This window comes from Micromonospora sp. NPDC005305, from assembly GCF_040607315.1.
In the GTDB taxonomy this organism is placed as follows: domain Bacteria; phylum Actinomycetota; class Actinomycetes; order Mycobacteriales; family Micromonosporaceae; genus Micromonospora.
Genome location: NZ_JBEXGL010000016.1, coordinates 77,406 through 91,070, shown reverse-complemented (window position 1 = coordinate 91,070; position 13,665 = coordinate 77,406). Strand labels below are relative to the sequence as shown.

Annotated in this window: 11 protein-coding genes; 6 read left to right on the top strand and 5 right to left on the bottom strand. The window is 76.1% G+C overall.

The genetic code is table 11. From position 1 onward, the window contains the following. Positions 1 to 11: 11 nt before the first annotated feature. From ABZS80_RS24125 to ABZS80_RS24110, 4 genes are all read left to right on the top strand, one after another. Positions 12 to 1,412 carry an NYN domain-containing protein gene (locus ABZS80_RS24125; RefSeq protein WP_355059179.1) on the top strand — a complete coding sequence of 467 codons (1,401 nt, stop codon included), beginning with the start codon at positions 12 to 14 and terminating at the stop codon, positions 1,410 to 1,412. A gap of 132 nt (positions 1,413 to 1,544) precedes the next feature. Continuing rightward, complete coding sequence (locus tag ABZS80_RS24120) at positions 1,545 to 1,754, top strand: hypothetical protein (protein WP_262282588.1); 210 nt, start codon at positions 1,545 to 1,547, stop codon at positions 1,752 to 1,754. Positions 1,755 to 1,862: 108 nt separating this feature from the next. Continuing rightward, positions 1,863 to 3,122, top strand: coding sequence for a M48 family metallopeptidase (locus ABZS80_RS24115; protein WP_355059177.1), 1,260 nt, complete (start codon positions 1,863 to 1,865; stop codon positions 3,120 to 3,122). After that, entirely contained in the window at positions 3,119 to 4,243 is a 1,125-nt protein-coding gene (locus ABZS80_RS24110) for a glycosyltransferase family 4 protein (protein WP_355059175.1), read from the top strand. Before ABZS80_RS24115 ends, ABZS80_RS24110 begins: the two co-directional genes overlap by 4 nt. A 42-nt stretch (positions 4,244 to 4,285) precedes the next feature. On the opposite strand, the gene ABZS80_RS24105 is transcribed toward ABZS80_RS24110, so the two are convergent. Beyond that, positions 4,286 to 6,394 (bottom strand): MMPL family transporter, encoded by a 2,109-nt coding sequence (locus tag ABZS80_RS24105; protein WP_355059173.1) that lies wholly within the window; start codon positions 6,392 to 6,394, stop codon positions 4,286 to 4,288. Between the two features lie 154 nt (positions 6,395 to 6,548). On the opposite strand from ABZS80_RS24105, the gene ABZS80_RS24100 reads away from it, so the two are divergent. Beyond that, positions 6,549 to 7,847 carry a sensor domain-containing protein gene (locus ABZS80_RS24100; RefSeq protein WP_355059171.1) on the top strand — a complete coding sequence of 433 codons (1,299 nt, stop codon included), beginning with the start codon at positions 6,549 to 6,551 and terminating at the stop codon, positions 7,845 to 7,847. Next, positions 7,799 to 8,473: a response regulator transcription factor gene (locus tag ABZS80_RS24095; protein ID WP_355059169.1), complete on the top strand. Its 675-nt coding sequence runs from the start codon at positions 7,799 to 7,801 to the stop codon at positions 8,471 to 8,473. The genes ABZS80_RS24100 and ABZS80_RS24095 overlap by 49 nt, the downstream gene beginning before the upstream one ends. 6 nt (positions 8,474 to 8,479) lie before the next feature. On the opposite strand, the gene ABZS80_RS24090 is transcribed toward ABZS80_RS24095, so the two are convergent. From ABZS80_RS24090 to ABZS80_RS24075, 4 genes are all read right to left on the bottom strand, one after another. Further along, entirely contained in the window at positions 8,480 to 10,270 is a 1,791-nt protein-coding gene (locus ABZS80_RS24090; protein ID WP_355059167.1) for a bifunctional diguanylate cyclase/phosphodiesterase, read from the bottom strand. Beyond that, positions 10,263 to 11,075, bottom strand: coding sequence for an SAM-dependent methyltransferase (locus ABZS80_RS24085; RefSeq protein WP_355059165.1), 813 nt, complete (start codon positions 11,073 to 11,075; stop codon positions 10,263 to 10,265). The genes ABZS80_RS24090 and ABZS80_RS24085 overlap by 8 nt, the downstream gene beginning before the upstream one ends. 211 nt (positions 11,076 to 11,286) lie before the next feature. Beyond that, entirely contained in the window at positions 11,287 to 11,955 is a 669-nt protein-coding gene (locus ABZS80_RS24080; protein ID WP_007072219.1) for a response regulator transcription factor, read from the bottom strand. 7 nt (positions 11,956 to 11,962) lie between these two features. Next, positions 11,963 to 13,654 carry a GAF domain-containing sensor histidine kinase gene (locus tag ABZS80_RS24075; RefSeq protein WP_355059163.1) on the bottom strand — a complete coding sequence of 564 codons (1,692 nt, stop codon included), beginning with the start codon at positions 13,652 to 13,654 and terminating at the stop codon, positions 11,963 to 11,965. Positions 13,655 to 13,665 lie beyond the last annotated feature (11 nt).

Genomic DNA, 13,665 nt, shown 5'->3' with positions numbered 1-13,665 from the left:
AGACTTGCCACATGCCCCTCACCGAGCCGCACGACGACCACTCCTCCGCGGAGGAGCCGGTGGTCGGCGCGCAGGACGCCGGTGAGACCCCCGCCACACCGCCCGAGCCGGAGCCCACCCTCCCCGAGCCGGTCCGGCAGCGGATCGTGGCGCTCACCGCCGCGGTGCTGCCCGGCCTGGCCTCCGACGAGGTGCCGGTGCCGCTGCGCCGGGTGGCCAAGTTCGCCCCCAACCGGCGCGCCCGGCTCGGCGCCCCGGCCATCGCCGCCCAGCTCACCGCCGACCCGCTGTTCCGGCAGCGGGTCACCGCCCGGGTGCTCGCCGACGCCGGCGACCTGGGCGCGGCCGTGGTGGAGGGCACCGCCCCGGCGGCGGCCGACCCGGTCGAGGTGGCCGCCCTGGCCTACCTGGCCCGGCCCCGGGGCTGGCGGGAGCTGATCGAGGCCAGCGGCGCCGCCGTGCGCGCCGAGGCGGACAGCGCCGTGGTCGCCGAGCTGGTCCGCGAGGCCGAGCAGCGCGCCACCCGCGCCGAGCACGACCGGGCGGTGGCCCGGGTCGAGGCGGAGAAGCTCCGCGACGAGCTCGCCCGGGTCCGCGAGGAGCTGGGCCAGCTCCGCGAGGAGGCCCGGCAGCTCACCCGTACCCTCCGGGAGACCCAGGTCCGGGAGCGCAAGGCCACCGAGATGCTGGCCACCGAGCGCGGCCGGGCCGCCCGCGCGGCCGCCGACGCGGACGCCGAGCTGCGCCGGGCCCGGGCCCGGCTGGCCGAGGCGGAGGCCGCGGCCGGGGTGGCCCGGGTCAGCGCCAAGGAGGCCCGCTCGGTCGACGAGGCCAGGCTGTGGCTGCTGCTGGAGACGATCGGGCAGGCCGCCGTCGGGCTCCGCCGCGAGCTGGCCCTGGATCCGGTGGACAAGCTGCCCGCCGACTTCGTCGCCGACGCGTTCGCCGACCAGCCCGGGGCCACCCCGGCCGGGGCCGCCACCCGGGCCCGGGACACCGACGACCCGGCCCGTCTCGACCAGCTGCTCGCCCTGCCCAGGGCGCACCTCGTGGTGGACGGCTACAACGTCACCAAGCGCGGCTTCGGCGAGATGTCGCTGGAGCAGCAGCGCAAGCGGCTGATCACCGGGCTGGGCGGGATCGCCGCGCAGACCGGGGACGAGGTGACCGTGGTCTTCGACGGCGCCGAACGGATCCACGGGCTGCCGCCCGCGCCGCGCGGGGTGCGGGTGCTCTTCTCCCACAAGGGGGAGACGGCGGACGAGCTGATCCGCCGGCTGGTCCGCGCCGAGCCGGCCGGGCGGCCGGTGGTGGTGATCTCCTCCGACCGCGAGGTCGCCGACGGGGTACGCCGGCACGGCGCCTACCCGCTCGGCGCCGACTCGCTGCTGCGGCGGCTCGCCCGGTCCTGACGCCGATGATCGGTTTCGGGGTGGGTGCTGCCTCGTTGTCCGGTTCTGTCACACCCTCGGCCTAGCCTCGTGGTGACCGACGGTGGTGGGCTCATCTCCTGTCCGCCACCGGCGACGCGTCAGGAGGCGTTGATGCTCATCGACTGCGACACCTGCGGGATCCGGGGCGCCGGGTGCTCCGGCTGCCTGGTGACCGCGCTGCTCGACACCGGTGCCGCGGCGGCCGACCTGGGCCCCGCCGAGCACCGGGCGATCGAGGTGTTCGCCCGGGCCGGCTTCGAGGTGCAGGTGCTGCCCGCCCCGCCCGCTCCCCGGCGTCGGTCCGGCCGCCGGGTGGCCTGATCCCGCCCGGCCCACCACGGCCACCGCGCCGCCCCCGGGCCTTAGGATGAGCGCTCACGGCGGGAGGGGGCGGGGCATGAACCGGGTGGGGCGCGACGGGGTGGGGCGGTGACCCCGCGCGGCTGGGCGGTGCTGACCCTGGCCGGGCTGGCCGTCGCGCTGCTCGTCGCCGGGGCGCTGCTGATCCCGTGGCACCGGCCGCCGGCGCCCCGCGCCGACCAGCTCGCGGCGCTGCGCGCGCTCCCCGTCGACCAGGTGGCCCGGGGCCGCGCCTTCCACGGCGCGTTGCGCCCGGCCGGCTGGTCGGCGCTCGCCGTCGGCCTCGTGGTGGCCCTGCTGCTCGGGCTCACCCCGCTCGGCGGCCGTCTGGTCGAGCTGGCCGGCCGGCCCTTCGGCGGGCACTGGGCCGCCCAGGCGGTGCTCGGCGGGCTGGTCGTGATGTTCCTCGCCGACCTGCTCACCCTGCCCTTCGCCGCCTGGCGGCAGACCGTGCTGACCCGCTACGGGCTGAGCACCCAGGGCTGGGGCGGCTGGGCCGTCGACCTGCTCAAGTCGTACGCGGTCAGCGCGGTCATCGGCGCGCTCGTCCTGCTCGGCTTCTACACGGTGGTCCGGCTCTCCCCGCGCTGGTGGTGGGCGTTCGGCGCGGCCGGGGCCGCCGCGCTCGTGGTGCTGCTGTCGTTCGTGCTGCCCGTGCTGGTCGAGCCGGTGTTCAACCGGTTCACCCCCATGGAGCCCGGCCCGCTGCGCACCGAGCTGACCAGCCTGGCGGCCCGGGACGGGGTGCCCGTGCGCGACGTGCTGGTGGCCGACGCCTCGCGGCGGACCCGGGCGGTCAACGCGTACGTCTCGGGGCTTGGGCCGACCCGGCGGGTGGTCGTCTACGACACCCTGCTGCGCGAGGCGGCCCCGGCCGAGGTGACCAGCGTGGTCGCCCACGAGTTGGGGCACGCCAAGGACCGGGACGTCTGGACCGGCACCCTGATCGGCGCGCTGGGCGCCGCCGCCGCGGTGGTCGCCCTCTACCTGATCGGGTCCTGGGCGCCGCTGCTGCGGCTGGCCGGCGTCGACTCGATCGCCCAACCACGGGCGTTCCCGTTGCTGCTCGCGCTGGTCACCGTGGCCGGCCTGGTGGCCACGCCGGCGCAGGCGCTGGTGTCCCGGCGGGTGGAGGCGCGGGCCGACGCGCACGCGCTGGCGCTCACCGGCGACCCGGGCACCTTCGAGGCGATGCAGCGCCGCCTGGCCGGGGTGAACCTGGCGGACCCCGACCCGCCCCGCTGGGAATACCTCTGGTCGGCGTCCCACCCGTCCACCGTGGAGCGGATGGCCGCCGCCCGCGCCTACGCCAGGGAGGCCGGCAGATGAGCCGCACCTTGCTGATCACCAACGACTTCCCGCCCCGCCCCGGCGGCATCCAGTCGTTCGTGCACCACCTGGCGGTGCGCCAGCCCCCGGGCTCCGTGGTGGTCTACGCGTCGAGCTGGCGGGGCGCGGCCAAGTTCGACGCCGACCAGCCGTTCGAGGTGGTCCGGGAGCGGACCAAGGTGCTGCTGCCCACCCCGCTGGTGGCCCGCCGGGCGGCGCGGCTGGCCCGGGCGTACGACTGCGACACGGTGTGGTTCGGCGCGGCGGCCCCGCTGGGGCTGCTCGCGGCCGGGCTGCGCCGGCGGGCCGGGATCCGCCGGGCGGTGGCGCTCACCCACGGGCACGAGGCCGGCTGGGCCTCGCTGCCCGGCGCCCGGACGGCGCTGCGCCGGATCGGCCGGGGCGTGGACGTCACCACCTACCTCGGCGAATACACCCGGGTCCGGCTGGCCCGCGTGCTCGACGGGGTGACCGAGCTGCGCCGGCTCGCCCCGGGCGTCGACGTGGACACCTACCACCCGGACGTCGACGGTGAGCGGGTGCGGCTGCGGCTGGGGCTGGCCGACCGGCCGGTGGTGGTGTGCGTCTCGCGCCTGGTCCCGCGCAAGGGTCAGGACATGCTCATCCGGGCCATGCCGGAGATCCGCCGCCGGGTGCCGGACGCCGCGTTGCTGGTCGTCGGCGGTGGCCCCTACCGGGCCCCGCTGGAGAAGCTCGCCCGGCAGACCGGGGTGGAACGCGACGTGGTGTTCACCGGCTCGGTGCCGTCGGCCGAGCTGCCCGCCCACTACGCGGCCGGCGACGTCTACGCGATGCCCTGCCGGACCCGCAACCGGGGCCTGGACGTCGAGGGCCTGGGGATCGTCTACCTGGAGGCCAGCGCGACGGGGCTGCCGGTGGTGGCCGGCGACTCCGGTGGCGCGCCGGACGCGGTCCGCGAGGGTGAGACCGGCTACGTGGTCCGCGGCCGGGACGTGCCGCAGCTCGCCGACCGGGTGGCGACCCTGCTCGCCGACCGGGACCTGGCCCGCCAGCTCGGCGCGGCCGGCCGGTCCTGGGTGGAGCGGGAGTGGCGCTGGGAGACCCAGGCCGAGCGGATGGCCGCGCTGCTCGCCGGCTGACCCCGGCCCGGGAGCCGGGCCGGGGTCGCGAACGTGAACCGGTCAGGTGCGGACCAGGGCCGGCTCGGGCGGGACCGGCCGCGGCGACCGGCGGGCCAACCGTCCCGGCCACCAGGTGCGCACGCCGAGGTCCAGGGTCAGCGCCGGGATGAGCAGGCTGCGCACCAGCAGGGTGTCGAGCAGGATGCCGACCGCCACGATGACGCCCATCTGCACCGACGGCACGAGCGGGAGCACCAGCAGCGCGCCGAAGGTGGCGGCCAGCACCACGCCCGCGCTGGTGATCACCCCGCCGGTGACGGTCAGCGCGCGCAGCACGCCGGGCCGGTGCCCGATCCGGGCGACCTCCTCCCGGGCCCGGGTCATCAGGAAGATCGTGTAATCCACTCCGAGCGCGACCAGGAACAGGAACGCCTGCAGCGGGACCCCGACGAAGAGCCGGGGATGGCCCAGGGCGTCGAGCAGCAGCCCGGCGGCCCCCATGGCGGCCGCGTACGAGAGGACCACGCTGATCATCAGCAGCAGCGGCGCGACCAGCGACCGGAGCAGCAGCACCAGGATGACCAGGACAACCGCGAGCACCAGCGGGATGACCACCCGGTTGTCGCGGTTCACCGTGCGCTCCTCGTCCAGCACGGTGGCGGTCCGCCCGCCCACGAGGGCCTGCGCGTCGGGCACCGCGTGCACCGCGGCCCGCAGCCGGGTCACCGCGTCCCGGGCGGCGTCGCTGTCCGGTGCGGCGCCGAGCACGGCCGGCACCCGAACCCACCGGCCGTCCGCCGAGCGCTCCGGCGCGCCCACCTCGGCGACACCCGGCACGGCGCGGGCGGCATCCACCACCCGGTCCGCCGTTCCGGCGGCGGCCAGGATCTCGGCGGGCGCGGCCGCGCCGCCCGGGTAGTGGGCCGCGATCAGCCGCTGCCCGGCGACCGAGCCGACCTCGGTGGTGAACGACTCGTCGTCGGGCAGGCCCAGGCCGAGGTTGCCGATGCCCAGGGTCAGCGCGGCCAGCGCGGCGGCAGTGCCGAGCCACACCGCCCGGGGCCGGCCGGCGACCAGACCGGAGATCCGGCGCCACACCCCGTGGTCGGCGGCGTGGTCGCGGGTGTCGGCGCCGGGGGTGTGCCGGGGCACGAACGGCCAGAACAGCCACCGGCCGCACAGCACCAGCACCGCGGGCAGCAGGGTGGTCATGGCCAGCAGCGCCGCGGCGATGCCGACCGCGCCGACCGGGCCCAGGCCGCGGGTGGCCGGCAGGTCGGCCGCGAGCGGGCAGAGCAGTCCGATCGCGACGGTCGCGGCGGAGGCGCAGACCGCGCCGGCCGAGCGGCGCAGCGCGGCCGCCATGGCGGCGTGCCGGTCGGCGTGCCGCCGCAGTTCCTCGCGGTAGCGGGCGATGAGCAGCAGGGCGTAGTCCACCCCGACGCCGAAGACGAGCACGGTGAGGATGGTCTGACTCTGGAAGTCGACGGCCAGCCCGGCGTGCCGGGCCAACAGGTAGACCACCGCCCCGGCGAGCTGGTTGGCGACGGCCACCCCGACCAGCGGGATCAGCCACAGCACCGGGCTGCGGTAGGTGATCAGCAGGAGCAGGGCGACGGTGAGCGCGGTGGCCAGCAGCAGCGCGCCGTCCATCCCGGAGAACGCGTCGAAGACGTCGTGCTCGGCGGCCGCGTCCCCGGTGAGCGCGGTCCGCAGGCCGGGTGGCGCGCGGTCGGCCAGCCGGTCCTTGAGCGCGCCGACCGCCTCGGCGCGGCGCTCCTCGTCGAGGCTGACCGGCACCGACAGCAGCAGCGCCCGGCCGTCGGCGGCGGCCACCGGCGGGGACACCGCGCCGCCGTCGGCGTACCGGGCGAAGTCGGCCCGGTCGGCCTCGACCCGGGCCCGGTCGGCCGGGGTGAGGCCGCTGTCGCGGACGTAGACGGCGATGGCCAGGGGGTGCCGCGACTCGGGGAAGGCCGCCTCGGCCCGCTGCACCGCCCGGCTGCTCTCGGCGCCGGCCGGCAGCGCGCCGAGCGTCGAGTTGTCCTGCACCTCGCCGAGCTTCAGCGCGAGGGGGCCGGCCGCCACGAGCAGCGCCAGCCAGAGGAAGAGGACCGCGTACTTGCCGCGGCGGCCGGCGGGCAGGCCGGCCAGGCGTTGTGGGGACATCCGAGGTTCCCTTTCGTCGTCACGGTTGCGGGGCCGGTGACCCCTCCTTTCGATCCTTCGGTCCAGCCGCGCGCGGGTCAGGGGTGTCAGCGCGCCGGCCGGGGTGGTGCCAGCACCACCGATCGGTGGCGGCCGGTGCCGCAGAATGAGGCCCGTGGACGGCGTACGCGGACTGCTCCGCACCTGGATCCGGCCCGGCGCGGTCACCGCCGCGCAGGGGCTGCTGATCGCCCTGCTGTCGTTGAGCACGCACGTCGCGCTCTTCGTGCTGTCGCTGGTGTCGCTGCTGCTGATCCCGGTGTTCGGCGTGGGGTTCGCGCTGTTCCCGGTGGCCATCGCGCTGGTCCGGCTCTGCGCCGGCCTGCACCGCCGGCTGGCCCGCTGGGGCGGGGTCGAGATGGCCAGTCCCTACCTGCCGGCTCCGGCGGGGGCGCAGTTCGGCACCTGGCGGCGGTTCCGCTGGGTGGTGAGCGACCCGGCCACCTGGCGCGACCTGTCCTGGCTGCTGCCGGGCGCGGTCACCGGCGCGGTGTGCCTGGCCGCCTTCGCCCTGCCGCTGTACGGCCTGGAGGGGCTGCTCGGGCTCCCGCTGGTGCTGCACCTGACCGTCGGCTTCGGCTACGGCCCGTTCTGGCCGATCGACAACCTCGGCGAGGCGCTGCTCTGCATCCCGCTGGGGGCGCTGTTCCTGGTCGGTGGGCTGGCCGTCGGGCGCTGGCTGGTCTGGCTGCACCTGGCCTTCGCCCGGTTCTTCCTGCCGCCGACCCGCACCGCCGAGCTGGCGCTGCGGGTCCGCCAGCTCACCGTCACCCGGGCCGACACGGTGGACGCGCAGGCCGCCGAGCTGCGGCGCATCGAGCGGGACCTGCACGACGGGGCGCAGGCCCGGATCGTCGCGCTGAGCATGAGCATCGGCCTGGCCGAGCAGCTCGTGGGCGACGACCCGGAGGCGATGCGGCGGCTGCTCGCCGAGGCGCGGGAGACCAGCGGGCAGGCCCTGGCCGAGCTGCGCGGGCTGGTGCGCGGCATCCACCCGCCGGTGCTCGCCGAGCGCGGCCTGGCGGGCGCGGTACGCGCGCTGGCGCTGGCCGTGCCGCTGCCGGTGGCGGTGACCGTCGACCTGCCGGGCCGCCCGGCCGCCCCCGTGGAGTCCGCCGCGTACTTCGCGGTGGCCGAGGGGCTGGCGAACGTCAGCAAGCACAGCGGGGCGTCCCGGGCCTGGGTCGAGCTCGGCCACGCCGGCGGGCGGCTGACCGTCGTGGTCGGTGACGACGGGCGGGGCGGGGCCGACCCGGCGGCGGGCAGCGGGCTGGCGGGGATGGGGCGCCGGCTGGCCGCGTTCGATGGGACGATGGTGGTGACCAGTCCGGCCGGTGGGCCCACCGTCATCAGCATGGAGCTGCCGTGCGAGTTGTCATCGCCGAGGATCTCGCCCTCCTCCGGGACGGGCTGATCCGCATCCTGGAGGCGTTCGGCTGCCAGGTGGTCGCGGCCGTCGACAACGGACCGTCGGTGCTGCCCGCGCTGATCGCGCACCGCCCGGACGTCGCCGTGCTCGACGTCCGCCTGCCGCCCACCTTCACCGACGAGGGGTTGCAGGCGGCCCTCCGGGCCCGCGCCGAGATCCCCGGCCTGTCGGTCCTCGTGCTGTCCCAGCACGTCGAGCAGCTCTACGCCCGGGAGTTGCTCTCCGACCGGCTCGGTGGGGTGGGCTACCTGCTCAAGGACCGGGTGTCCCACGTGGACCAGTTCGTCGACGCGGTGCGCCGGGTGGCGGCCGGCGGCACCGTCATGGACCCGGAGGTGGTGGCCCAGCTGCTGGCCAGCCGGTCCGGGGCGGGGCCGCTGGACGAGCTGACCGCCCGGGAGCGGGAGGTGCTCGGCCTGATGGCCGAGGGCCGGTCCAACGCGGCGGTGGCGGCCCGGCTCTTCGTCACCGAGAAGGCGGTCAACAAGCACATCAACAACATCTTCAGCAAGCTGCGGATGCCGCCGTCCGGCGACGACAACCGGCGGGTGCTGGCCGTGCTGGCCTACCTGCACGGGGAGGACGGCCGGCGGCCGCGGACCCCGGCCTGACCCGGCTCAGGAGGCGGTGTCGGTCAGGGCGGGGGAGCGGTCCAGGTGCGGCCCGGCCGGCCCCGGGCGGCCGAAGTGCCAGCCCTGCCCGGCGTCGCAGCCGATCGCGCGCAGCCGGTCGGCCTGGTCGGCCGTCTCCACCCCCTCGGCCGTGACGGTCAGGCCGAGGGCGTGCGCCAGGGAGACCAGCGAGGCGAGGATGCGCTCGTCGGTGCGGCTGCGCGGGTCGCCGGCCGGTGCGCGCAGCCCGGCCACGAACTCGCCGGCCACCTTCAGCTCGCTCACCGGCAGGTCCCGCAGGTACGCCAGGTTGCAGTAGCCGGTGCCGAAGTCGTCGATGGCCACCCGGACGCCCAGGTCGGCCAGCACCCGCAGGGCGCGGACCGGCTCCGCCACGGTGCTCATCATGGTGCTCTCGGTGATCTCCAGCTGCAGCCGTTCGGCGGGCAGGCCGGTGTGCCCCAGCACCCCCTGCACCTCCTGAACGAGGCCGGGCCGGTGCAGCTGGCGGACGGCGAGGTTGACGCTGACGAACGGCGCGCCGGCCGGCCCGGCCGCCCAGGTGCGCGCCTCGCGGCACGCCTCGGCGAGCACCCAGCTGCCGAGCTGGACGATCAGGCCGGTCTCCTCGGCCAGCGGGATGAAGCTGTCCGGCCGGAGGACGCCCAGCTCCGGGTGACGCCACCGGACCAGCGCCTCCATGCCCACCACCCGGCCGTCGCGCAGCCCGGTCAGCGGCTGGTAGTCGAGGTAGAACTCGCCCCGGTCCAGCGCGGCGGGGATCGCCGCGGAGAGGGCGTAGCGGGCCAGGTCCCGGCGGTTGCGGTCGGCGTCGAACAGCGACCAGCGGGCCCCGCCGGCCGCCTTGGCCCAGTGCAGGGTGCTGTCGGCGGCGCGCATCAGCTCCAGCGGCGAGGTGCCGGCCACCTGCCGCTCCACGATGCCGATGCTGGCCGACACGGTCAGCTCGTGCCCGTCGACCAGCGCCGGCTCGCTCACCGCGGCCAGGGCCGCCTCGGCCACCTTCACGACGTCCTCGGTGCAGCCGGTGCGCTCGACCAGGATGACGAACTCGTCGCCGCCCAGCCGGGCCACCAGGTGCTCGCCGAGCGCCCGGCGCAGCCGCCGGGCCACCGACACCAGCAGCGCGTCGCCGACCTGGTGGCCGAGGGAGTCGTTGACCACTTTGAACCGGTCCAGGTCGAGGAAGCACACCCCGATCCGGTCGGCGCCCCGCCCGGGCGCGGTGATGGCGGCGGTGAGCCGCTCGGTGAACAGCGTGCGGTTGGGCAGGTTGGTCAGCGGGTCGTGGGTGGCCTGGTGCCGGAACCGGGCCTCGCTGTCCCGCAGCGCGCGTTCGGCCTGGGCCCGGGCCATCATGGCGGCCCGCCGGATGGCCTCCTGCTCGTCCAGCGTGCGGTCGCGCAGGGCGCGGGCGTACCCGGTGGCGACGGTGGCGAGCAGGCGGGCCATCCGGTCCTCGACGTCGTCGACGGCCAGGTCGAGATCCCGTACGAGGCGGAGCTGGATCACCTCGATGGTGCGGCCGAGCCCCTCCGCGGAGGCGATGTGCGACTGCACCAGCTCGGCGCCGACCTGCTGGCCGATCCGCAGGTCGAACGGGTCGGCGCGCAGGGCCAGCGCCAGCCGCTCGGTGAGCCGCTGGAGCAGCGCCTCCAACTGGTCCTGGGTCAGCGGCAGGTAGCTGGTCCCGGAGACCGCCTTGGCCCAGGCCCGGGCGAAGGCGCCGGGGCGGGAGCGGGAGCGGGTGGTGGCGGTGGCCCCGTCGTCACCCACCGAGCCGCCCGACGCCACCCATGAAGACCGCCTGCGCGGCGTTCTCCGCGTGCTCCGGGGCGTCCGGCCGCCACTGCGGCACCCAGACCACGCCCGGGTCGACCAGCTCGAAGCCGGCGAACAGCGCGGTCAGCTCGGCGCGGCTGCGGATGAAGAGCTGGTTGTCGGTGCGCCGGTAGACCCGCTCGGCCTCGGCCCGCTCGCCGGTGCCGGCCCGGCCGTCGTCGCTGGCCTGCGACATGACCAGGTAGCTGCCGGGGGCCAGCGATGCGCGCAGCGTCCGCAGGAACTCCTCCGGGCGGTCGGCGTCGGGGATGAAGTGCAGCACCGCCACGATCATCACGGCGACCGGCTGGGAGAAGTCCAGCAGCCGGAGGACGTCGGGATGGCGGAGGATCGCCTCCGGCCGGCGCAGGTCCTCCTGGACCACCACGGCCCGGTCGTTGCCGGCCAGGATCTCCTGGCTGTGCGCCACCGCGACCGGATCGACGTCGACGTAGACCACCCGGGACTCCGGGTCGATCCGCTGGGCGATCTCGTGCACGTTGCCCACGGTCGGGATGCCGGAGCCGATGTCGAGGAACTGGCGTACGCCGGCGTCGGCCAGGAACTGCACGGCCCGGCGGAGGAAGGCCCGGTTGGCCTGGGCCATCAGCGGGGCCTCCGGCACCGCCTCGACCATGGCGCGGGCGGCGGCCCGGTCGGCCGCGAAGTTGTGCGAGCCGCCCAGGTAGTAGTCGTACATGCGGGCCACGCTGGGGCGCTCGATGTCGATGGTCTCGGGTGCCCAGTCCGGCCGCTGCATGCGCTTGCCCCTTTGTGTCGGCGACGCGCGGGGGTCACCGCCGCGCGGATCACCCGGGTATTCTGCCCGCCCGCCGTCCCGGTGCAAAGACCGTCGTCGCTCCGCGTCCGGCCCCTCACCGTACGCGGTCGCGGGGTGCCCGGAATGCCGGAGAGGCCCGCGTCCGGCGTGCGGACGGGGGCCTCTCCGGCGTCGAGCTGGCGGGACGCCGTCAGAACTTCGGCGCGTCCGGGGCCTCCAGCAGCCCCAGCCGCAGCGCGGTCATCAGCGCCTGGGCGCGGTTGGCGGCGCCGAGCTTCTCGTAGAGCTTCGAGATGTGCGTCTTGGCGGTCGACTCGCTGACGAACAGCTGCTTGGCGATGCCGGCGACGCTCATGCCGTCGGCCAGCAGCCGCAGCACCTGACCCTCGCGCGGGGAGAGCTGCGGACCGGACGGGGCCAGCCGCCGCTTCATCGCCTCGGCCAGGTCGGCCGCGGTGAACGCGCTGGGGGAGGAGGCGGCGTGCCGCGCGGCGGCCACCACCTCGTCCGCCGGGGCGGTCTTCGGCACGAACGCGCTCGCCCCCGCCTCCAGGGCGCCGAAGAGCTGGTCGTCGCCGGCGTACATCGTGAGCACGACGATGCCCATCGACGCGCTGGACTTGCGTAGGGCGCGGGTGGCCTCCAGGCCGCTGCCGTCGGGCAGCCGCAGGTCCATGATCACGACGTCCGGCTGGAGCGCGCCGGCCTGGCGCACGCCCTCCGCGGCCGTGGCGGCCTCGCCTACGACCTCGAACTGCCGGTCCCGCTCGAAGGCGTGCCGCAGACCCTTACGGATCAGATCGTGATCGTCGACAAGGAGAACCTTGGTCCGGGTGGCCGGTGTCGGGCTAGTGGTCATCCTCGGGTTACTCCCCTTCTGCTGCTGCGCTGCCGCGCACCCTATCGCGCCGGGGCGAGGAGCCGAGTACCACCGCCACGGTCGTGCCGCTGGGTTGCCGCGGCCTGATCTCCAACCGGCCCCGGATACGTTCCGCCCTCTCGGCCATGATCGCAAGACCGTAGTGCCCGTCGGGGCGCTGGTCACCGATGCCGTGACCGTCATCCGACACTTCAATTTGCGCGTACGGGGGGTCCACCTCGCAGGTGACCCACAAATTCGCCGCCCCGGCGTGCTTGCGCGCGTTGGTCACCGCCTCCTGCGCGATGCGCAGCAACTCGGCCTCCGTGGCGGCGGGCAGGCGGGCGGTGGACTCGTCCAGGGACAGGTGCACCCGCAGGCCGCCCGAGGCGCCGACGGTGCGGGCGTACTCGGCGATGGCGGCGGCCAGGCCGCCGTGCCGGTCCACCTCGCTGCGCAGCTCGAACAGGCTGAGCCGCAGCTCGGTGATCACCCGGGTGACCTCCTGCCGCAGCGTGCGCAGCGAGTCGGCGGTCTCCTCGGCGTCGTCGTGCACGGTGGCGAGGGCGTTGTCGATGCCGTACCCGACCATCACCAGCTCCTGGGCGACCCCGTCGTGGATCTCCCGGGCCAGCCGCTGCCGCTCCTCGTTGGTGGCCAGCGAGCGCACCTCGTCGAACAGCAGCGCGGCCTCCAGGCGCAGCGCCGCCGGGCCGGTCAGCGCGGTCACCCGGGAGACCACCGGCGGCGGGTACGCGTGCGCGGCGTCCGCCTCGATGACCACCAGGCCGACCGTGCGCACGCCCGCGACCAGCGGCACGATGAGCGCCGAGACCTCGCCGGACTGCCGGGAGCGGGCCTGCGAGCGGGCCGAGGTGGTCGGCTGCTGGCTGGCCCAGGCGTCGGCGATGGCCGAGTCCGCGTCGAGCGTGGTCTCCCAGTCCACCCGGTCCGCGCCGATCTGGGCGAGCACCACGAGCCTTCCGCCGCCGCTGGCCGACAGCACCGCGCCCCGGTCGGTCTTCGCCACCACCCGCAGCTCCTCCAGCAGGTGCTCGGAGATGCCGCCCGGGTCCAGGGTGGCGCCGGGGAGCTGGCGGGCGACCGTGCGCAGCTGGGTGAGCAGCCGGGTGGCCTCCGCGTACGGCTGGGGTTTGCCCTCGCCGCGCACCCGCATCACCCGCTGCAGCATGCCGGCGGTGTAGAGGCCGAGGCCGGCCAGGATCAGCCACTGCGCGCAGACCGTCAGGTAGCCGAGCTGGCCGAGCTGCGGCTGGCCGCCGACCTCGGTGAAGGCCGCGCTGACCAGCAGGGTGGCCGCCGACACCACGAGCAGCGCCGCACCCTCGCGGAACCGGCGGCGCAGCGCGGTCACGGTGACCGGCACGGCGAGGTACGGCAGCACGGCCGAGGCGCCCAGCCCGCCGGTGACCCCGGTGAGGTGGGTGTCGGCGGCGACCTGGCTGGCGGCCAGGCCGAGGACCACCACCTCGGCGAAGCGGCTGATCGGGGCGAGCAGGCGGTGCTGCGGCGCCAGCACGGCGGGCAGCCCGGCGACGCCGAGCAGGGCGATCCACCACAGCTGGGTGGCGTCGCGGGTGGCGAACAGGGTCAGGGCGGCGACCAGCGCGAGCAGGACCGCGCGCGCCGCGGCCGCGAGGGGCTGCGTCTGCGGTGGGCTGGGTGTGGAGGCGGGCACGTGACGGATGG